This is a genomic window from Mycoplasmopsis primatum ATCC 25948, assembly GCF_000702785.1.
Lineage (GTDB): Bacteria > Bacillota_I > Bacilli_A > Mycoplasmatales > Metamycoplasmataceae > Mycoplasmopsis > Mycoplasmopsis primatum.
This window is the reverse complement of sequence record NZ_JNJV01000015.1, coordinates 1-23,247: the sequence shown is the minus strand read 5'-3', so window position 1 is coordinate 23,247 and position 23,247 is coordinate 1. Positions and strand designations below refer to the sequence as shown.

Sequence of the window (23,247 nt, the reverse complement as noted above, 5' to 3'; positions counted from 1 at the left end):
CTAATAGAAGTGTTAAAACAGCTCTTAAAAGAGCACAAATTAACTCAACCTATTTAGGAAAACATTGCCAGCAAAAATGCAAAACATGTGGTCAAAAATTAAAAAATGAACATGTGATTCTCATTAGTGTATACCAATTTATTCATGCACTTGCTACAAGACATGATAGTAAAAAAACATCTAATAATCGCAAAATCCTCAGCAAATGAGATCCATTTCTTGAATTCTTTATTAAAAAATTCAAATATTTTATGAAGTATAAAAATAGCAAAGATCTAAACGAAAAAGCCGTTGAGGAGTCAGTACAAAATATTATTTTTCAATTTAAACAAGAGATGAAAAAGGAAAATAAACTTGATACAGTATATATACCATCTGTGTCAGCTTTTTACCGTTTTCTTAAAAAACATAAGGAAATATCGAATAAATTAGACATTTTTCCTTATTTATCACGTGGCAAAGGTCAGAAAAAACAAAATGTAATCAAAAGAGATGTTAAGAAAAAAAGCATTGGAGAATTGATTACTGAAAGACCTGAATCTGTTAATCAAAGACTAAATGATAATGATTATGAATTAGATACAGTGATTGGAACTACTTCCGATAAATACTGTATTCTTACACTTATTAATCGAAAAACAAGAATGTTTTATTTTACAATTGTACGGCGATCTGCCCTAGCAGTTAAACAAGCATTAATATCAATGATAGATAAATATCATTTAACTATTAATACCTTGACAATTGATAATGGAAGCGAAAATTATAGACTTTCAGAAATTGATTGCATAAAGGCTATTTATCATTGTCATCCATATTCTTCATCAGAAAAAGGCAGCATTGAAAATTGCCATCGCTTGTTAAGAAGATACTTTCCAAAAGGAAAATCACTTGATAAATATGTCGGGCAAGACACATCAAAAGTTATGGAATATATCAATTCATATGCTAGAAAAATATATAGTAAGAATTGTGTTTCAAATGCTTTATCAATGTAAATTTTATTAAAAAATTACTGTTTTTTGAGGGCGCCGGCCCCTAGGGGCCTTGTTTTCTATATTCTTTTTTAGTTTTTCACCTTAAAAAAGAATATAGAAACCATAAATTTAGTAATATTTAACAAGTACTTAATGAAGGCGTATTTTACTTTTGGAATTTACATTAATAAAATATTGAGTAGTTTTTACTAATAAACAAATGTGTAGATGCTATAATTTAAATATGGAATATTTATCAAGAGAAGAAATGATTTGAATCAATGACTTTAGAAGAGAATCAGACAAAAATATTAAAAATATTACTAATGCGCTAGCATATGAATTTGAAAACATAATTTTAGAAAAGGAAATGATATTAGATGCTTCAAATTCATTAAATATTATTAAAAATTATGCCTATACAGCCAAAAATTTGATTGTTGAATATTTGACTGTTATTAAAGAATATTATGCAAATTTTCAAAAAGAAAATTACGATATGTGAATAATTGTTAATTATAGAGACAACATCAGTGGTTCTGTATATGCAGATATTGTTTTTAATGAAGAAATTATTTTGCCAATTTACAAGCGTTTTATTGAACAATTTGCTTCTGGTATTCAAAAAAACATTCATTTAAATGATACGATGAACTTTTTATCAAGTACAATTCAAAATTCAACCTTTTTATTTTTAGAAATTATGGATGCTTTATTTGTTGATAATAGTCATTTTGCTATAGAACAATACTTAACTGATAATTTCCCTGAAATTGGCAAATCATTTTTTGAAAAAATAGAAAACAACCTTTATGTTGCTGAAAATGATATACCAATTATTAGAAATAAAAATATACTATATTACCTAATGCTCACAAGAGTTGGCTATACACTCAACAATCAATTATTATCTGGTGAAGAATTTGACTCATCATTTATTAAAAATTCATTTGAAATTGTTAAATCAACTTTATCAGAACAAATTGATAAGTATAAAACCTCTAATCCAAATCTATCTAAACCTATGCTTGATTTGTTAAATATGATTAGCATAACATTTAATAAAATCTATACTATTTCTCCTGCTAATCTTGATGCTATGTATAATTTTGTCTCAAAATTATTATTAACCACACGAACTCCTAGATAAATTACTTTTTCAAAAATGGTCTTTTTAAATAGATATCTTTTTTTATTATTTGCCTATAAAACAATGAAATTAGGTAATTTAAAGTTAAATTAATTAATATGTAATTCATCTGTTTATGCAAAAATAGTGCTATAAAAAGCACTTATTTATCATGTATTTATAGCAGAAATCATATTTGAATTAAATTTTCTGAGCTTTTAAAAAATAAGGTTGTTTATTTTCTACTTCGCTTTTTAGTTTTTCTATGCTTTCATTAATATTGAGAAGATCAATAAAAAATATAGTTAGCGTAGTATCGCCTTTTTTATAGTGATATTCAATTTTTCCTTGATTATTTGAAACTTTTGGATATAGCAGATATAAATTTTTGCTTTGATAACCAATTGAATAAGCACACATTTGATATATATCAGTTCTGCTTATATCTGCTTCGTTATTTATTACTTTTCATTTTGTGTCCATTATTATTGGCTTTTGTTGATTATTATTTGTTATGTAAAATACGATATCAGGACGCAATTGAAACATGTCTTTTTCATTGTTTGATTCATATTTTTTAAATAAATGCTTACTTTGATCTTGTAAATAAACAGTGTTATTAAATATTCTTTTTATATATTTGCCTACATATTGTTCAAATAATTCCTCCATAGGCAGAACAAATGAATTTGGAACAATATTGTCACCGGTAAAAATTGATATAAATTTGCTTTTTAGAAAAATTTTAGCTCAGCTTAATAGGTTGCTATATATTTTTGTGGTTCTATCTATTACAACTTTTGAAAAATCAGCGTCAATGTTTATAGATTTTTCTATATTTTGAAAACGTTTTAAAAGCAAGGAACAAATCTTATGATTCATAGCATTTGATGATAAAGTCAATATTTTTAATAGCGCAGATTTAATTAATTTATTTTCTGGTCTGTTTAAATTGTAATCGTCATATGATATAAAAAACTTATTTTTAGTTATCAAATTATGTCTAAAATGCTTGCTAAAAATTAACTTTCCTTTCAAAGTATTTGAATTAATTTCACTTTCAATGTATGAAGATTTTAGACCAAGTTTAATGAGTTTTTCAGTCTCTTTTAAGAATATATTTATGAAAATTTCATAAAAATTCATATTACTAACATTTAAATTAGAAATATTATTAATATTTGTGATTAGTGAAAAATTATTTAGGGAGCATATCATTTTTATCAAAATGTTTTTAGTTGTGTTTTCAAGATTTTCTTTTGCTTTAGTTTTACAATTTTCACTTATGTAAATTTTTGGAAGAATCTCAATTTGCAAACCAGACTTTAATTGAATTATTCCAACAAAATTTTGAAATTTTATATATGTTTTATTTTGATTTTTTATTACTTGATAAACATATTTAACATCTGTTTTATAACTAAATTTGAATTGTTCTGCTAAATTAACTAACTCATTAAAGTATTCATTAGATTTCTCTATATCGCCAGCTCTAATTACCCCAGCATTTATCAGCTTATCTTTTAATTTTTCATAATCTAATTCTTCATATTCTTTAACACTTATATATTTCATATGAAACTAATTTCCGTCGGCTGATTGTTTTTCAGAATGAGAATAAATTTGAATGTAACTTTCAGGTTTGTCAAATGCCTTATCATTTATTTTAAATATTTTTGCATTAGGAATTTCTTCATCATTAGTGCCTACACTGTTTTTAAAAAATATATTGTTTTTTGATTCAATTTTAATAAATTGATAGTCTCCATCATTTTTTGCGTTGTCACCTAGTACTAGTAGTATCTTACTGTAATCATCATAAAAATACTCTTGAAGTAAGGGGATAATTTTATTTTTGAAAATTGACGACAATTGATTAATTGTTGGTCTATCGATTAAAGGAACAAAATATGCATGTCCAATAGTATGATCTCTATCAAGTAAGAATTCTAAGCGGTCATTTATGGTTCTTAATAATGCTTCAATATTGATTTTAAAATCATTGCCATCTTTGTCCTTAATCATTATGTCTTTTAATAAATTATAATCAGGCATCATCTCTTCAAAATTGAATCTTCTTCTTAACGCTGTATCCATTAAACTAATGGATCTATCGGCCGTATTCATTGTACCTAAAATATACAAATTATTTGGGATAGAAAAATATTCCTTTGAATAAGGAAGTATAGTTGTCATGCCTTCTTTATTTCACATTCTTTTAGAATCTTCCATTAATGTAATTAGTTCACCAAAAATTTTTGAAATGTTTCCTCTATTTATTTCATCAATTATTAGTACATATGGTTTAATGGACTCTTTTATCTCATAATTATGAACCTTCATTTTATCTTCAATTTCTGTAATTATAGATTTAAAATCCTTGCTTTTAGAATCTTTATTTATTTGAAAAAATGTTGCTCCGTTTTTGACGTTTTCTCTATTTTTATCATCCGATAATTTCAAATTAAATATTTTTTCATCATTTATTTTAGATAATCATTTAACTTTTCGCTTTAAGGTTGTATGTTTAGGATTTTCTATATACGGCTCACTACCGTCTATATCATCATTCAAAACTATGCCAATTTTGTTAGCAAAAATCTCGGAATTTTGCATAACGTAACTACATGATAAAATAATATCCCCTCTTTTAGGTTCCTTTTTAAAAACCTCAATAACCTTATCACCACAATGAGTTGTAATGTTTGCCTCGCTATTCTTAAAACAATTTTCTACAAATTTCTTGTAAGATTCTTTATTTTCATTCCAACTTGACATTGCTGTTCTTCATATATGAATGTCACCATTTTTTAATATTTTTATTTCATCACCATTTTCATATGTTTTTAACCATTTCTCTTCACATCTATCGAATTCTGCTGTTTTACAAAGGTTTTTGAAAATTCCATTCTCGATTTTATAATGAATATTAGAGTTATCGTTTCCTGTTTCATTCTCGTTTTCAGTGTCATTTTCTATTACCGGTTTAATACCTTCTATAAAATCTTCATAACTATATGATTGATGAAATGTGATAAATTGAATGCGCCCGTCTTTAATTAAATTATTATATTCATGCAATATGTCTTTTTCAGCAATTGTTTGATCATCTCACCCCATACAAATTTGCACTGCTCTTATTTTTGCATTGAATGTTTTACCAGTTCCTGGTGGACCACATAAAATAGTGTTTAGTGATATTTCTTCATTTTTTATACTCATAAATATATTTCCTTTAATTCCTACATTTATAAATATTAAAAATAGTAAATTAGTATTCTTGTTTATATTTAGAAATTAAAAGTGGTTAAATACACCACTTTAAAAATTAATAATAATTTGTGATAATAACTAATATTTGTTACTATTTTTAATGATAAAAATTATACATAATCACAAATAGAAAGCACAACTAGATTTATACAATCTAGCTGTTTTTTAGGTAAAATGAAGGTTTGTTTTTGCACTAATTAATTTATATAATTTATTTTTGAAAAAAACTTTTTTATATATAATAAATTAGCTTTAAAAATTCATAGCAAAAAAATGCCGATTTAGCTCAGCGGTAGAGCAGCTGGCTGTTAACCAGTTGGTCACAAGTTCGATCCTTGTAATCGGCGCCATTATGGTCTGTTGGTGAAGCGGTTAACACACATGGTTTTCATCCATGCACGCACGGGTTCGATTCCCGTACAGACTACCATTTGGAGAATTAGCTCAGCTGGGAGAGCATCGCCCTTACAAGGCGCAGGTCGTGGGTTCGAGCCCCTCATTCTCCACCATGCCGTCTTAGCTCAGTTGGTAGAGCAACTGACTTGTAATCAGTAGGTCGTAGGTTCGAGTCCTATAGACGGCACCATTAAATGTGCGCGAGTGGTGAAATTGGCAGACACGATAGATTTAGGCTCTATTGCCGCAAGGCATGAGGGTTCAAGTCCCTCCCCGCGCACCAGAATTTCTCTTTACTTTAATGCCCATAAGGGTATTTTTTTGTATCTTTTTTAATTATTAGATAATGAACCTACTAAATAATTTAAATGCTTATTTAATCTAACTGATGTTATTAAATTATTTGAATCTATTGCAATTGAACCAATAAAATTATCATATTTGCTTAAATTAACGAATATTTTATTATTGTCGCAATCTATTGAATCAATTCTGCAATTATATTTATTAACCAGTGATTTAATCTTTTTAAAACTCCATTTTTCTCTTTTCATGCTTTTATAACTTTATAAATATTGGCGCTATCGAAAAGCAAAAAAATATAAAAATATATTGTGAATTTTCCTATATTTTTCCTTTTGTAATCTATAAAGTCATTTTTCAAAATTCAATGTTGGAGGTTAAAAAATGATTTTATATAGAATTGGTGAAATTGTTCACAAGAATAACTCAAATATTATTTTTGAAAGTCAAGGAATAGGTTATAGCTTAATTATGCCCGATTCAAAAAGAGTTGAAGCAAAACAAAAGTGCAAACTATATCTTTTTGAAATAAAAAACGATTATTACTGAGCTACATATGCTTTTAAAGATTTTAAAGAAAGATTACTATTTATAGATTTAATTGGTTTAAATGGTATAGGCCCAAGAGCAGCATTTAATATATTGAATCAAGGTTTTGAGAAGGTTTCAGCATTAATAGCAGAAGGAAATATTAACGCACTAGTTGAAATTCCATACCTAAATATCAAAATAGTGCGTTTGATTGTGGCTGAATTACAAGGTAAATGAGCAAAAATGATAAATCCTAATGAAGCTAACAAAATAACTAAGGCAACAAACATAATTAATGAAGCTAAAGATACATTAAAAATGCTTGGATTTAAAAGCAAGCAAATTGACAATGCTCTTTTAAATGTTGAATCAACTGACAACATTGAAAAAATGATTGAAGATGCTATAAAAATTATGTCTAATCAAAATTATGAATCACCTACAGCTTAGACCCTTAAAATTTGATGAATTCATAGGGCAAAATAAGTTATTAGTTACACTTAAAACTATGATTGAGGGCTCACAACATAGAAATGAGGTTTTGGATCATATTCTTTTTTATGGGCCACCTGGAACGGGCAAAACCACACTTGCTACTATTATAGGCAATGAAATTAATAAAAAAGTACACTATTTGCAAGGCGGCCTGTTGGAGAAAAAATCTGATGTGCTTAGTGTTTTTGCTAATTTAAATGAACATGACATTGTATTCATTGATGAAATACATAGTATCAATAAGAACATTGAAGAAATTATCTATAACGCTATGGAAGACTTCAAAATTGACTTAATTATAGGGCCAGAAGGAAATTCAAAGGTTATGAGAATGAACCTAAAGCCATTTACTCTAATAGGAGCAACAACAAAAATTAATCTCCTAAGTCAACCATTTAAAGATAGATTTGGTTTTGTAGCACGATTAAGTCATTATAGTGATAATGAAATTATTACAATTTTAGAAAATAGCAAAAATAAAATGGATATACAGACAGATAATGATGTATTACCATTAATTGCCAAATACTCATATGGGACACCAAGAGTAGCAAATCACTTATTAAAAAGAGCTTATGATTTCTCAATCAAAAATAATCAGGAAATAATTGATGCTAAAACAACATATTTAACATTTAAATATTTGGATTTATACGATTTAGGACTTCATAGAGAACACATAGAATACTTATCATTACTCAAAGACTCTTTTTATAATAAATACATTGCATTAGATGCAATTGCGGGAATTTTAAATATAAGCAAAGACAATATTATTAATGATATTGAACCTAATTTGTTGCATTTACATTTATTGGAAAAATCACCAAGAGGGAGAAAAATTACATCAAAAGGAATTGACTATTTACTAAAAAATAACTTAAATGTCTATAAATAATTAATATAAAGTAAATTTTAAGTTTTATATATAATATAAGACATTATGCAAAACTTTTGAATGAATTTTAAAAACTTTTGAAAACGACTTTTTGCGCCTAGCAATCCAAAAAGATGATTGCTTTTGTCTTTCTCAATCATTGGAATTATTGCTGCTATTGTTTGTGGTTTTGTATTTTCAATTACCAAACAAACCAATAGATCAATTGAATATGGCGAAGGCATGAGATACCAAATTGAGGCGAGAATTAGCAAAGATGGTAAAAGTTTAAACCCAAGTAATAGAGAATTAATTGATATATCTAACTCTTTGAAATATCGTTTTTCTACAAAAAATGACTTTTCAACTTCTGTTGTAGCAAAAGGCAATGGAATTATTGAAGTGTCCAAAAATGAATTAATTAAAGATACTGAAAAATTAAAAGAGTTTGAAAATTCATTAGTTAAAAAGAGTAACTTAATCTTAACTGACATGAATTTAAATCCTCTTTTTACAAATGGTCAATTTGTAAAACCTGATCCAAATTCAAAAGTTAAAATTGATTACAATAATATTGAAAAATACATAACACCTATTAAAGAAAACAGTGCAGTAGTTAGATACAACCCAATAACTGGTAAATATCAACTGCAATTAGAATTAGAGAGTAATGCCGCAGTATTAGAATGAAAAAAAGCAACTGAGCATATTTCTAAAACTCCTGGCCAAATAATGTTTATGTGGTCTAACTTAGATGATCTTTATAAATTAGCTAATTCACCACTTTATAAAGATGATTGAAATGCTGCTAATCAAAATGCTGCTAACTTCACATTCGTTAACAACACACCATGAGATGATAAACATAAAAAACTTAATGCAGTTAAAAAATTTCAATTTGATGGTAGTAAATATTTAGTAAATATTTCTAAAGTTAATCAATCAATGAATAATAAAACTTTTACTATTCAACTATCAACTTCTAATAGAACTCACGCTGAATCATTAGCATCAAGTATAAACTTCGGTGCTAACAAAAATTTAAGTCTTAGCATTCACAGTCAACCTTTGTTTTTTACAAAAGAAAAGTCACAATTTAATTTTAAATATGTAATTATTGCTTTTGTAGTTGTAATATCAATTATTGCTATTGCGCTTATGGTTAATTATGGGCTTCTTGGTGCGCTAAGCACTATTCCTGTTGCTCTATATATATTCTTAACATTACAAATGTTTACTGTATTAAGGGGCGAATATTCACCATCAAGTTTTGTTGGATTAACAGTTGGTATTATCATGGGAATTATTCCATTAGCTGTTATATTTAATGATTTAAAATATGAAATATATAAAGGCAAGAAGCGGACTAAAAAAGCCTTTAAAACAGCATGAAATAGAAATTTCTTTAATATGCTTGATATATTCATAATTTCGTTAATTTTATCAATTATCTCATTCTTTTTAGGAACACCTAATATGCAAAGCTTTTCTATTATGGTGGCCTTCTCATCTATTTTTGCCCTTATTTCAATGCTTATAATAAATCGTTTTATTACTTCATTGTTTATTAATACCGATATAGCTGATAACCATCTTAAATTATTAGCAATAAAAACTAACAAAATTAATAACCTTACTCAAGAAAGTAAGTATAAAAAGATTGACTATGTTAAAAAATCAAAATTCGCAACTATTGCTCCTATTATTTTAATAGTGGCTGCTGTAATTACTTCAATAACTCTTTCAGTAATCAAACAAAATGTTTGAAATTCATTTAATCTATCAGGGATCTTTGCTGAATCATCATTTATTAATATTAATATTGAATTTACAAAATTTGGCATTATTCTTGGGGTTTCATCTATTGCTATGATCATTTATTCATTGATCAGGTTAAGGTGAACCTACACATGTGCTCTTATTTTAACAGTAATTCAAAATACTATATTAACTTTTGCTATGTTTATTCTTACTAGAATACCATTAAGTTCATTTACTATTCAGTCATTTTTATGAACATTATTATTTACAAATATAATCAGTTTTATATCGTTTGGTTCTATTAAAAACAAAATTAATTTATATGACAAAGATGAAACATTAAGCAAAGATCAAATTAGAAATATTTCAAATAGCATTTTTTACGAAACATTCCGCAACAATGTAATAATCTATGCTCTAATAGTAATTTCATTTGGGATTTTGATGTCATTTGTTAAAGCAATTGATTTATATACATGTTTAGCATTTATTGTTTCAAGTTCTTTAATTATGATAACTGTTTTCTTTACAGGTGTGTCACTAGCATCCATTTTTGAAGAAAAAAGACAAGCTGGAATTAAACATAGAATTGATAACAAATATTGAGTGTTCCCTAATGAACCGGCTGAGCAAATATTTGCTGGCATAAATAATTATTCAGCATAAATTAAATCACTTGAAAAAGTGATTTTTTTATTATAATTTTAGCCCAACTAATTAGTAATTGTATAAGGAGGAATAATCAATGTTTTATTTACTAAATAAACCCAAAGGTTACTCTTCCTTCTATGTAATTAAAGAGTTTGCTAAACAAAACTCTATTCAAAAAATAGGACACACAGGAACATTAGATCCATTAGCTTCTGGCTTGTTATTGATAGCCACTGATAGTGACACCAAATTAATTCCTTATATCAGTCATAATGACAAAACATACGAAACTGTCATTCAATTTGGCTGCCAAACAGATACATACGATGCCGATGGCAAAATAATTAATTCATCAAATACAATTATTACAGAACAAGACATCAGTAAAGTAACCGACTGATTACTTCGTCAAGAAAGTCAGATTCCACCAATTTATAGCGCTAAAAAGATAAATGGAATAAGAAGTTATGACCTAGCCAGAAATAACAAAAACATTTCTTTAAAATCACAAAACATAAAAGTTTATGAAGCCAAAATAATTGAGTTTAATTTTCACAAGCAGCAGTTAAAATTATCATTAAAAGTTTCGAAAGGGACTTATATACGAAGTTTAATAAATGATTTAGGTATTTATTTAAACTCATATGCTTATATGACGCAACTAAACCGAACCGCTATTGGCACATTAAATATTAATTTATTAAATGGAAATAACTTTGTTAAAATTAGCACTACACACCTTTTTAATATTCCATTTTTTACACCTTCAAAAAATGAATTTGAATTATTAAAAAATGGTGTTGCAATTGCCAATAATAAAAACTTAGTTAGTGGTAAGTATATGCTTAAAAATAATGAAATCATATGAGGAATTGTTGAAATTGACAATTTAAAAATAACAGTGAAAAAAATTTTTGGCAATAAACTTAATCAAATACTTGTAGGGAGCAAAAATGAATAAAAAACAATTAAATGAAAACATTAAAATAGCAGCTTTTGACATTGATGGCACGCTTTTAGAACATGGCCATCTTGAATTTAACGATACAATTATCAATATGTTTGAACAACTACATAAAAGGGGTATCAAAACCGTTTTAGCATCAGCTAGAGAATTTGTAACAATTGGCAAGTTGCTTGATAAGCCAAAAACAATTGATTATTTTATTGGAGCAAATGGTGCCTTTTGCTATGACGTTCAAAACCAAAAATTGATTTTTGAAAAACCAATTGAATTTGAAGACTTCAAAATTCTTTATGAAACTTTTAATCATTTTCAACCTTGCAATAGTTTTTTAATCACTGATATTAACTATGGATTTAAATCACCAGACATGGACACAAATACTTGATTTTTAAAACCGCATAATGATAAACTGCTTGATATGGACTATTCAAAAATTGAAAAAGATCACTTGCATATTATTACATTAGGTAGCTTGAATCATGACGATTCTGTGGCTTGTGCTCAAAAAGCTGACGAAATTTTTAAAGAACATAATATGGATCTTGAAGTTACAGCTAAATGAAGTAAGGGTGTTTTTATTGGAAAAAAAGGTATTACCAAATCTAAAACCTTAAATTGATTGTGTAATTATTTAGGTTTTGATAGAAATAAAAATTTAATAGCATTTGGTGACAGCTCAAATGATTATGAAATGCTTCGTGATGCAGCTTATGGTGTAGCTATGAATAGAGCAAATGATTGAGTTAAGAGCGTCGCAAAAGACACGACAGTTGATTGTGACCAAAATGGTGTCTATCTTAAATTAAAAGAGCTGGGACTTGTTTTATAATATTATCTATGAGTTTTAATATATATAGCCTTGATAAACTTCCAAAATTTAACCAACCTATTTATTTAATAGGTGTTTTTGAAAGTTTTCATTTAGGTCATAATTCTCTTTTACAAAAAGCTAATGAATTGCAAAATAACACTAATAGGGATATAGTGATAGTTTTTTTTAAAGATGTTGAAAATATGCCAAAAACTAGAAATGGCTATATTTTTAGTGACTTTGAAAACAGAATTCAGGAACTCGCTAATCTTGGTTTTACAAATGGAATATATTTAGAGTTTGAAAAAATTAAAAATTATGAGCCAGATTTATTTTTGGACAAATTATTAAACAATCAAGATAAAAAAGATATCAATATCATAATAGGCGAAGACTTTCGTTTTGGTGAAAAAGCCAGAGGAAACAAACAAACTTTAATAAAAAAAATAGGAGCTGAAAATGTTTTTGTAGCCCCTACATTAACAATTGGTGATAACATAAAAATTTCAACAACATTTATAAAAGAATGTGTTGAATTAGGAGACATTGAATTAGTTAATTCACTTAATTTATACATGTTTTCGTTTTTTGCTTTAATCAGCAAGCATGATGGTATTGCTACTCTTAAAGTAAATAATAACCTTGTCCCATTAAAAACCGGCATATACCTAGTTTTTGCTGAAATAAATGAAATGACTTACTATGGCATTTTAAAAACAAATATAAATGAAATGGAAATAAAGTTTATTGACTTCGAACTAAACGATACAAAAGACTTAAAAGCAAGAATTAAGACTATTAAAAGCATTAGGTTTGTAAATTCAAATATTGATGATGAAATCAACGAAAATGACTTTTTGAGTGCTAAAAAATTTTTACTAAATAATAAGAATAAATTATGGTAAAATACATTAGCTTTATTTAAAGCAATACAATTTTATACTTGGTTATATATTCGATATAAACTAGGGTAAAACATATTTATATGGAGAAAAAATGATTTCAAAAGAACAAAAAGCTCAAATTGTTGCAAAATATGGTAAAAACAAAAAAGATACAGGAAACATCTTTGTACAAATAGCTATCTTAACAGCTGAAATTGAAGATTTAAAACCACACTTTATAACTAATCCTAAAGACAATCATTCAAGAAGAGGTTTTGTTGCTAAAATTACAAAAAGAAGAATTTTACTTCAACACTTAAAACAAGATGATCTCAATCTTTACAATAAAGTTTTAACTGAATTAAATTTAAGAAAATAATCCCAATACACTGGTTTTTTCCAGCACTTTATATAAAATTGAACCAATGAAAATTACATTCGTTGGTTCTTTTTTTGCTAAAAATGGTATGTAAGTAAGAGATGCATTTTTTAACATATAAGCCCTTAAAAAAGGCTTAAATGTTATTTTGTGCACCTCAAACTCGGAAACTTAAGAAAAAAGACTCGTTATATTAACGGGTCTTTTTTATAGAGCAACTATTTTTTCTTTTTACTTACATAAATTGTTGTTGAAATAGTAGTTATAATCAACAGCATCATTATAGATAAAGTAATTAAAGGAATAAGATCACTATTTACGTTGCTTACTGAATCTGGTTCTGATGGGGCGGGTTTGTTATTAGATTCAATTCTAATATTGTCAATTTCATCTTTTGCTTTTGTAAGAATTTTTTCTATATCATTTGAATTAGTACTATTATTAATTTCATTAATATATTCATTTCTTAATTTATTAACTTTACTAATAATTGGCGCTTTTTCTTCAAAAGTCAGTGTACCATTATCACTAATAGCATTGATCTTATCATCTACTAACTTATTTATTTTTTTGTTAGCATCTATTTTTGCTTTTGAATTAGTTGGAACTAGATTATTAATAGTTTTAATACCTAATTCTTTATTTGATTCAACTTTAGTTGATCATTCGCTATCTTTAATTAATTGCAAGTATTTATTATATTCCTTGTCAATAGCTTCATTTAATTGCTTGTTTTCTTCAACTGTTAAACTTGGACTTATCACAGAAAGTTTTGATTTAGCATTATCAGCAACTTTTTTAAGTTCATCAACAGCTTGTGATTTTGATGGTGATGTATTTTCATTAACTTTATTAATTTCTTCTATTGCTGCTAATTTTGTTTTATCAACATCTGTATTGTTATGACATTGATTAATGATAAATTGAGTTTGTTTTTCTTTAATTGCACTAACTTGTGATTCTAATTTGATTTTTTCATCATTAGTTAATGTTTTTGAAGCGTTAATTTTTTCTAATTTATCATGAGCAGCTGTTTCTATTGCCTTAATAGCATCGAGTTTATGATTTGAATAATTAGAAGCATTGTCGATAATTGTTTTTATTTCTGTAACAATTTGTTCGACGTCAGCATTAGATGTTGCATCATCGATTAATTGTTGTTTTTCAACAACTAAATCATTAATGAATTTCTTAATTTTATTTTTTTCATTAGTACTTAAAGCAGTTGAATTTTCAATTTCTTGGTTTTTATTCTTAACAACTTTTTGAATTTCTTTTTTAGCATTTGGTTTAATAGCAGGCTCAATTTGCAATGCATTAATAGCTGAAATTGCATCTGCTTTTAAGTTATCAACTTGATTATTATTTAACCCTGATTGATTAATATTGCTAATAGCATTATTTTTTAAATCATTAATATTGTTTACAAGATTTTGACTTTCTTCATTAGTAAATGCTAAGCCTTTTGATTGAATTTCATGTAGTTTTTGGTTAGCTATTGAATTAATTGCGTCAATAGCACTTTGTTTTTTATCAGAAGTGAGCGAGATTGCATCGATTTGATTAATAATATTTTGTTTATTAGCTTCAGCGTTTGCTTTTGAACTCTTATCACTTTCAATTTGAGCTTGAGCATTGTCTTTAATTGCATTTAATGCGTTTGTTTTTTCAGCAATTTCTTCAGTTGTTAAATTGCTGTTTTGAACTCTAACAATTTTTTCATCAGCTAATTTTTTAACTTCATTTACGAGGTCACTAATAGTTGATGAATTTTCAGCTATTTTTTCAAGTTCATTTTGGGCTTTTTGTATTACATTATTGATTTCAGCATTTGTAACGCATGCGCTTACTTCAGTTAATAAATGGTTTTGAAGGGCATTTGCTTGATTTACTGCTTCTGCTTTTTCATCATCTAATAATGTTGATGAACTATTAATTTTATTAATTTTGTCATTTACTAATTGATTAATATTACTATTAGCATTTTCTTTTGCAGCAGATTCATCAGTAATAGCATCGATATTGCTAATAAATTTGTTTTTAAGTTCAATAACTCCATTATTTGCGGTTACATCGCTTGTTTTTGTAGCATTATTAATGTCATTAATTGCTGATTTTTTAAGAGCATTAACTTCGTCTTTTTTAGCTTGTTTTTCTTCAACAGTTAATTTAGTTGATTGAGCAATTGATTCTAATTTTTCTTTGGTTTTTTGTTCAATTTCAGCAATTGCTTGTTGTTTTACAGCTGAATTAGTCAAAATTGCTTTTATTTCATTTGCTAAGCTTACCTTAACATTTTCAACATCATTTTTTGAATTAGCGTTGTTTATATCTGCTGACACTTTACTACTAATTCTGTTTAATTCTGCTTCTATTTGTTCTTTTTCCTCGTCAGTCAGTCTTGGTGTTGCATTAGCAACTTCTTGGCGTTTAGATTCTATTAATTGATTTAATTCTTCAATAGCTTTGTCTTTTATACTTACAGCGTTTTGTGCTTGAGAAACAACCTCATCGAGTTTTGCTTTACCTTTTGTTAGTATATTGTTTAAATCAGACTCTTCATTTGCTGAACTACTATTGATGTTAATAATAATAGAGTCTTTTATACTATTTAATTTTGTTTTAGCTTCTTCTTTTTCTTCGCTTGTTAATTTAGTAGCAGAATTAATTTCATCATGTTTAGTTTGTATATATGATTCAATATCTTGAATTGAAGCCTGCTTTTTAGCTGATACAACATTAATAGCTAGAATTTTTTCTTTATGGTTGTTAATTGTATTAGCTAATTGATTTTCATCAGTTTCGTTATCAATAGCATTATAAGCATCTTTTTTTGCTTGCTCTAAGTTTGCTTCTAAAGCGGTTTTTTCTACTGTTAATAAATTAGAATTTCTTATTTCGCTTAATTTTTGTTGAACCGCTTGATCTATTTCTGACTTAGCAGTTGTTTTTAATACTGAATTAGTGTTTAAGCTATTTAAGGCTGTTTTAAAGCCATTTATGGCATTTATCAAATCATTTTTTGAAGGCGATTGTGATTTATCATTGACCATATTTTTAGCATCATTTAATAATTTTTGAATTTGAGAAGTTACGTCTGCCTTTTCGCTGTTTAATAATGATGGACTAACACTGTCAAGCGCACTTATTTTGTCTGCAGCTATTTTTTCTAAGTTAATAACAGCTTCATTTCTATCATTAGAAACCAATGGATTGATATCAGTAATTTTAGATAGGTATGTTGCTTTTGTTACTTGAACTTCATCATTACTTTGGTCGCCTTCAATATTATTAGAAGCATCAGTTAAAATATTTTCTAATAAATTAGTAAAGTGTTGAATTTCCTCAGTAGTTAAGAGCGATGATGAAGTACTTAATTCTGCTATCTTATTATTTTTAGCTGTTGTAATTTCTTCAATAGAGTTTGCTTTTATAGTTGATGTTGTTTTAATACCATTTAGTAAGCTATGAAAATTAGATACAACATTTTCCACGGATTGATTATCAACTGCATCATCTTTATTATTAATGCTTTCAATTGTACTGTCTTTAGCATTATTAATTTGAGCAATTGCGTCAGCCTTTTCTTCACTTGTTAAATTAGTAATTTGTAAATCAGAAATCTTATTTTCAGCTTGTTTTTTAACACGTTCGATGGCTTGTTTTCTAATTGATGATTCAATAGAAATATCATTAAATTTAGCTACAAAAGTATCTTTTACAGCATTGCAATCGTCATCTTCTTGCTCTAGCACTGTTTTTGCTTGTGATACTAATTGATCAACTGAATTAGTAGCATTAGTTTTTTCTTCTGCAGTTAAGTTTGATTGACTAATTTTTACTTTATAAGCACTTGCTGCATCATTAAGATCGCTAATAGCCTTAGCTCTCTCGTTTGAGATTAATGAAATATTATTAATCTTAGCTAATCATTCATTTTTAACTTTTTCAACGTCAGCATCAGTCATAGCAGCTTCAATAGCACTAAAGGCATCAATTTTGTTATGATCTAATATATCAGATGCTGTTTTTCTTTCATTTTTGGTAAGTGATGATTTAGTTTTATCACTAATTTCACGTTTTTTAGCAGTTATAGCATCATTGATTTGCGTTTTAGCATTGGTTTTGCTTATTGACGAAACTCTAACAGATTCAATAGCTTCTTTGCCTTTTGTAACAATTTGATCTAATTCAGCTTGACTTTTAGCACCATCGATTTGAGCATTAATGCGGTTTTTTGCTGATTCTATTAATGCTTTTGTACTATTTTTTTCTTCTATGGTAGCACTTGAACTATCAATTTCTTGTATTTTTTTATCAATCGCTTGATCAATAGCTTCCTTTGCAGTTTGTTTTGCTGCTGAACTTGATGGTGATGTAATAGTAGATAACACATTTACAAAATTATTATAAGCATTTGAAGCATTTTGATTTGAGTTAGCACTATTAACAGCATTTATAGCATTCTGTTTAGCATTATTGCATTCAGTTATAGCAGTAGCAATTTCTTCTTCTAATAAATAAGAATGAGCTTGTTTGTATTCTTTAATTCAATCTAATGCTTTTTGCTCTATTTCAGCTATTTTTTGATCCTTAATAGTTGATGTTAAATTAATATCATTAAGACTTAGGTTAAAGTTTTCTTTAGCATTCTTAATTTCACTATTTCTATTACTATTATTAATAGCACTAATAGCAGCTTGTTTAGCGTCTTCAACTTTGGTTTTTTCAGCAGTTTTTTCTTCTACTGTCAATGATGAATTTTCAATTTCAGTGATTTTTGCTTGTGCTGAGTTTTCAATTAATTGAATAGCATCTGCTTTGGCTTGTGAATCAGTTGATAGTGCATTAATATTGCTAATTGCATTTGATTTAGCTTGCGCTATTTCATCATCATTTCTTAAATTTGCAATATTATCTATTGCTGCTTGTTTAAGTTCTTGAACTTTATTTTTAGTTGCTATTTTTTCGTCTTCTGTTAAATTCGAGTTATCTATTGCTTGGTTTTTTTGTTCAGCAATAGTTTTGATTTCAGCGATTGCATTAAAAATAGTATTAGATTTATTTACATCAATGTTTGAAAGATCTCTTGAAGCATTATTTTCAAAATTATCAACACTGCCATTAGTTTTAGAGTTCTTTATATTTTCAATAGCTTCATCAACTATTTGGCTTGCTTTATTAATTGCTTCCGATTTATCAGTATTTGTTAAATTACTGCTGTTTGTAATTTTAGATTTAATAGTTTCTAATTCGTTATTTAAAGTTTCAATCGCTTTTTGTTTATATAAAGAATCAAGCGAAACATTGTTAATGCTTTGGATAGCATTATTTTGAATATTAGATATTGATGATCTGTCAATTAATTGAGCATCTATTTTATTATTAGCATCTTCATATATTTGCTTAATTTCATCTAATTTAGCAGTTTTTTCTTCATCTGTAAGTGGTGAATTAACATCATTGATAGTGTTTTGTTTTGCTTCATAAGCCTGTTTTATAGCATTTTTAGCATTTGTTTTGTCATTTTGCGCTGCATCTATACTATTAATTAAATGTGATTTTTCTGCTACTAGCGAATCCACATCAGCATTAGAAATAGCATCATTTATTTGATTAATAAATTGACTTCAAATATTGTCGATTTGACCAGTTGCATCTGCTTTTTCATCGTTAGTTGATAAATATGAGTTATTAATTTCTTGTTTTCTGCTTTGTGCTATAGCTTCTAAACTTTGAATAGCTTGTGTCTTTTTACTTGATACAAAGGTTATATTATCGTCATTAATTTTTGCTTTGAAGTTCTCAATGATTGTATTAATATCATCTTGTGAATTAGTTTGTTTATTAGCAATTTTAGTTTTTGCATTCTTAATTTCTTCATCAACTTTGTTATTAGCAAGATTTTTTTCTTCTGTGGTTAATTTAGAATCTCGAATTTTTGCTTTTTTAGCATCAGCTAAATTTTCTATATTTGAATTAGCATTAGTTTTAGCACTACCAGTCATATCAACTGATGAGATAGTGTTGATAAAACTATTTTTTTCATTTAATACATTATCGTTTGTAAGATTCTTTTTATTAATTTTATTTTTGAAGTCATCAAACAATGAATCTAGTTCGGCAATTTTGGCTTGCTTTTCAACATCAATCATTGCCTGCGAATTATTAATATCATCTTTTTTAGTTTGAATTAATCTTTCTAATTCACTGATTACAGAATTTTTGAATGGTGATTCTAATGAAGCAGGTGTCGTTTGCATTACATTGATTGCATCATTTACAATGGTGTCAACTGAATCATTAGTTTTATGTGTGTTAGAGTCTTTTATTCAATTAATTGCTTCGTTTAAAATTGTGTTAATTTGATTAATTAAAGCAGGTTTTTCATCATTTGTTAAATATGAGTCATTAATTGATGATATTCTGTTTGAAGCAGCAATTTGTACCTTACTAATAGCATCTTTTCTTTTAGCTGAATCAAGTGGTGAATTAATTTTTTCACTAGCTTCATTAATTAAACTATCAATTTGCGAATCGTTTTCAACACGACTTTTATCATTAATTTTGTTTTTGAACTCGTCAAATCAAATTGACTCAGTATTTCAAAGTTCAGTTTTTTCTTCTGTTGTTAAATTAGAATTATCAATGATGCTTTTTCTTTGAAGTTTTAATTGATCAATTTGTACTATAGCATTTTCTCTTTTACTTGATGTAAGATTTAGAGTAGAGACAAAATTATTAAAAGTAGATACATGTGCATCTATATATCAATTATTGTGTGCTGAATTGATATTTATAATAGTCTTGTTTTTTTCTAATCTTAATTTAGTTAAAGTATCTTGTTTTTCTTCGGTAGTAAGATTAGAATTATTTATTTTATTAACAATATCAGCGTCAGTAATAATTTGTTCTATTTTAGCAACTGCATCTGATTTATATTTAGATTGATTTGTTATTTTATTAAATTTGTTGCGTGTTGAATTGGCTAATGAATCAACATCGGCTTTTGATGATGAATTATTAAAATAAGCCTCGTTAATTTCATTTTTATAGTTATTAAGTTCAGCTGAATATGATTGTTTTTCCTCATTCGTCAATGTCGAAACCGCATCATTTAATGAAGCAATTTTCAAATCAATTTCATTTAAAAGTTGAGTTCTAACATTCTTTTTATATTGTTTTGCGTTTTCTAAAACTTGTTTTGCTTCATTTTCATATTCAACAACTTTACTACCTAATTGTGTGATCGGAAAACTTTTACTCAATATTATCAATTTTGCAGCATTAAATTTATTTTCTAAATCTATAATTCCATTATTTATTTCTTCTTGAGTCGAATCACTAATTTGATTTCTTAATTTAGAAATATAGTCATTTTTTGAATTTTCTAATTTTTGCGCATATAGATTTCTGTCTATAAAAGCGAAAACATCAGCATTAAATTCGCCAATTGAATTATCTTTAAAACGAATTTTAACTATTGCATTATGAGAAGGATTGCTACTATTTACTATTGTTAAATCATTATCTAAATTTTCCACATATGACTTTAAAACAGCACTTTTTGTCTTTAACTCATTAATTATTTTTAACTTATTATCATTTGACAAATTAGCTAAGTTTTCAACGCCAACTTTAGAAAAACCTATCCTATTAACTTCATTATTTACAACATCAGAAGTAAGCAATTCATTAGCTTTTACTAATATAGCTTTTTGTTCTGCTGGTGTTTCATATAAGGCATTTTCATCATTGCCATCAGATCAATATCTAACAACGAAATTAGAACCATCATTTATAGCAGATTGTACTGCGTTATTAAAATTATTTTGAACAGTTAAATCACCGTGATTAGTTATTAGATTAGTTCATTTGGGAACTCTTTTTTCAATGTTATTAAATATAATATTATTATTATATTTATTAAGAATAGTACCTGTTGAATCAACTTCTAATCTTTTTCCAATTGGTATAGCAAAGAAACCATTTTCATCAGCAATGGTTGTTCCAAAATAATTAAATATATTGTTTTTTGCTTTTCATCCAAAGTCTACTGTGACATATGGATTAGTTTGACCTATAACCAGTGAATTAGAAAGTTTTACAAATTTAATATTGCTATTAATTTTATTAGAAATTCTAGGGTCAGAAGCATTAAATTTTTTAACTGCTTTTGAACCATTATTTAAAACCATTCTGGTGTCTGGTCTTGATGAACTATCAGTAGTTTTAAATTCAGCACCATCAGCGATACCGTCTTTATCTGTATCTCTATCATTAGGATTTGTTCCTAACATTTTTTCAATGTAATCTGTTAGCTTATCATCATCAGAATCAATAAATGAGTCCTTTGTTATATAAGCATTTGAAACACTATAAGATTTATTATTTACTTCACTATAGTTATATCTACCTAAAACAAAAGTTGATCTTTGTGCTAATTTAGAATCATTTAGGCCTAAATAATTAGATGTATCGTCGTCCCTTAAATCTTTAAAGAATTTTTCAGGTTTTCTTCTAGTTCAAAATGTAAAGACAGTTCTTTTTGCTCTAAATGCCTTTGGCACATATTTAAGTTGCATCCAAGTACCGCTGTCTCTAATAAAAAAGTCATCAACATTACGATATTTTTTTCATCAAGGAATGCGATTTAAGTGTTCAAAATTATTATTTTGTTCTTCTTGAATCTTTTGATTGCTAGAAAATTTAGATAATTTAGCAGAATATACATTTTGATCTGTGAGATCATTTTGTCATTTTTTTAAAGTGCCAAGGCGTTCTTTGAAGTCATAATCACCATATGATTCAATATATTTTGTATTTTCAGGATCAGAAATATTGCCTGTAGGATTATTTGATTGATTTAAATTAAGAGATTGAATTTTATAGCCTTTATAATAGTCTTTTGGATTAAGTAAAAAATTATTTTTATTTTCATATTGTGATTTAAATGCATTGTTTTTTTGGTCTTCACTATACTCTCATGGACGATAAAATTGGATTTCAAGCGGTTTTTCATTTGATTTGCCTGTGATGACTTCTAAATCTTTGGATAACAAAACACTATAAAAAACTTCTTTGGAAGGAAATTTATTTAAAAAATTAGGATTGCTAATATTGCCGTTTTGGCCTTTTAAATCTTCTTCGTGTTCGTTTTTGAAACCTCTTGTATTAAAGACAACAGCCCATTGCTGTTCAAGATTTTGATTTTCTTGTGTTAAAGGAATAACCGAAACCATTGGTTCAACTATTTTGCTAAACACTGAATTGGCACTTCCGTTCTTAATAACATCAATCGGCTTGATGTGATTAAAAATAGTACTGCCATAATGTTCACTTAGATTATAAACATTAGTTCAATCATTAGCTCCTAACCTATAATTAGTCCATTTTTTGACATTTGTAGCTGACTTATCTGCTGAACGAGCTAGCAATATATTTTTTGGCTTTGGATTATATGATAATGCTAAAGCTGGAACAGACAATGACGAAAATCCAAGCAATAAAAGTGTTTTAGTAGTCTTTTTATTCATAATTTACCTCTTTATTTAAAAGTTTGAATAAGTCTATTTAATATATATATATTAAATAATAAGATATTTATATTAAAAATAAAAAAATGTAAAAAGTTCCATCTTTTTACAAAAAGGCCTATAAAATAACCTTTTAATATGAAAATTAAATATATCATTATTTTTAAAAAACAAAAGAAAATAAAAGAATTTGTTTTTTATTAACAAATTCTTTTGTGCTTTTTTCTGAAATTACATCTTGTGTGGAGCAGAAACTTCAAGAAGTTTGAGGCCGTTT

13 protein-coding genes and 5 tRNA genes are annotated in these 23,247 nt (G+C 26.9%); 14 read left to right on the top strand and 4 right to left on the bottom strand.

The genetic code is table 4. The annotated features are described in order from the left end of the window. Both T386_RS0102365 and T386_RS0102360 read left to right on the top strand, forming a co-directional pair. The coding region (locus tag T386_RS0102365) for an IS30 family transposase (RefSeq protein WP_051622781.1) at positions 1-998 on the top strand (998 nt) is incomplete at its 5' end. A 247-nt stretch (positions 999-1,245) separates the two neighbouring features. Then, on the top strand, positions 1,246-2,127 hold the full coding sequence (locus T386_RS0102360) for a hypothetical protein (RefSeq protein WP_156935930.1): 882 nt from the start codon (positions 1,246-1,248) through the stop codon (positions 2,125-2,127). Between the two features lie 180 nt (positions 2,128-2,307). Here T386_RS0102360 and T386_RS0102355 read toward each other — a convergent pair whose 3' ends face one another. Next, complete coding sequence (locus T386_RS0102355) at positions 2,308-3,681, bottom strand: McrC family protein (RefSeq protein WP_051622780.1); 1,374 nt, start codon at positions 3,679-3,681, stop codon at positions 2,308-2,310. A gap of 6 nt (positions 3,682-3,687) precedes the next feature. After that, positions 3,688-5,328: an McrB family protein gene (locus T386_RS0102350; protein ID WP_051622779.1), complete on the bottom strand. Its 1,641-nt coding sequence runs from the start codon at positions 5,326-5,328 to the stop codon at positions 3,688-3,690. 326 nt (positions 5,329-5,654) lie between these two features. On the opposite strand from T386_RS0102350, the gene T386_RS0102345 reads away from it, so the two are divergent. The 5 genes from T386_RS0102345 to T386_RS0102325 all read left to right on the top strand — a co-directional run bounded on the left by T386_RS0102345 (position 5,655) and on the right by T386_RS0102325 (position 6,058). Then, positions 5,655-5,729, top strand: a tRNA-Asn gene (locus tag T386_RS0102345). Between the two features lie 4 nt (positions 5,730-5,733). After that, positions 5,734-5,809: transfer RNA gene (locus T386_RS0102340), tRNA-Glu, on the top strand. 3 nt (positions 5,810-5,812) lie between these two features. Then, a tRNA-Val gene (locus T386_RS0102335) sits at positions 5,813-5,888 on the top strand. A 1-nt stretch (position 5,889) separates the two neighbouring features. After that, positions 5,890-5,965, top strand: a tRNA-Thr gene (locus tag T386_RS0102330). Between the two features lie 8 nt (positions 5,966-5,973). Further along, a tRNA-Leu gene (locus T386_RS0102325) sits at positions 5,974-6,058 on the top strand. Positions 6,059-6,107: 49 nt separating this feature from the next. Here T386_RS0102325 and T386_RS0102320 read toward each other — a convergent pair. Next, a complete protein-coding gene (locus T386_RS0102320; RefSeq protein WP_029513553.1) occupies positions 6,108-6,329 on the bottom strand; it encodes a hypothetical protein in 222 nt (73 codons plus the stop codon). 133 nt (positions 6,330-6,462) lie between these two features. Between T386_RS0102320 and ruvA the strand changes: the two genes are divergently transcribed. The 7 genes from ruvA to rpsO all read left to right on the top strand — a co-directional run bounded on the left by ruvA (position 6,463) and on the right by rpsO (position 13,434). After that, positions 6,463-7,059, top strand: coding sequence for a Holliday junction branch migration protein RuvA (gene ruvA, locus T386_RS0102315; RefSeq protein ID WP_029513552.1), 597 nt, complete (start codon positions 6,463-6,465; stop codon positions 7,057-7,059). Further along, positions 7,040-8,002, top strand: a complete 963-nt coding sequence (ruvB, locus tag T386_RS0102310) for a Holliday junction branch migration DNA helicase RuvB (protein WP_029513551.1) — start codon at positions 7,040-7,042, stop codon at positions 8,000-8,002. Before ruvA ends, ruvB begins: the two co-directional genes overlap by 20 nt. 45 nt (positions 8,003-8,047) lie before the next feature. Continuing rightward, positions 8,048-10,408 carry a protein translocase subunit SecDF gene (secDF, locus tag T386_RS0102305; protein WP_029513550.1) on the top strand — a complete coding sequence of 787 codons (2,361 nt, stop codon included), beginning with the start codon at positions 8,048-8,050 and terminating at the stop codon, positions 10,406-10,408. A gap of 79 nt (positions 10,409-10,487) precedes the next feature. Continuing rightward, positions 10,488-11,354: a tRNA pseudouridine(55) synthase TruB gene (truB, locus tag T386_RS0102300; RefSeq protein ID WP_029513549.1), complete on the top strand. Its 867-nt coding sequence runs from the start codon at positions 10,488-10,490 to the stop codon at positions 11,352-11,354. After that, positions 11,347-12,189, top strand: coding sequence for a YcsE-related riboflavin metabolism phosphatase (locus T386_RS0102295; RefSeq protein ID WP_029513548.1), 843 nt, complete (start codon positions 11,347-11,349; stop codon positions 12,187-12,189). Before truB ends, T386_RS0102295 begins: the two co-directional genes overlap by 8 nt. Positions 12,190-12,197: 8 nt before the next feature. After that, positions 12,198-13,076, top strand: coding sequence for an FAD synthase (locus T386_RS0102290; protein ID WP_029513547.1), 879 nt, complete (start codon positions 12,198-12,200; stop codon positions 13,074-13,076). Positions 13,077-13,167: 91 nt separating this feature from the next. Continuing rightward, a complete protein-coding gene (gene rpsO, locus T386_RS0102285) occupies positions 13,168-13,434 on the top strand; it encodes a 30S ribosomal protein S15 (RefSeq protein ID WP_029513546.1) in 267 nt (88 codons plus the stop codon). 218 nt (positions 13,435-13,652) lie between these two features. Here the strand turns inward: rpsO and T386_RS0102275 are convergent, their stop codons facing one another. After that, complete coding sequence (locus T386_RS0102275; protein ID WP_029513545.1) at positions 13,653-22,970, bottom strand: DUF1542 domain-containing protein; 9,318 nt, start codon at positions 22,968-22,970, stop codon at positions 13,653-13,655. Positions 22,971-23,247: the final 277 nt, after the last annotated feature.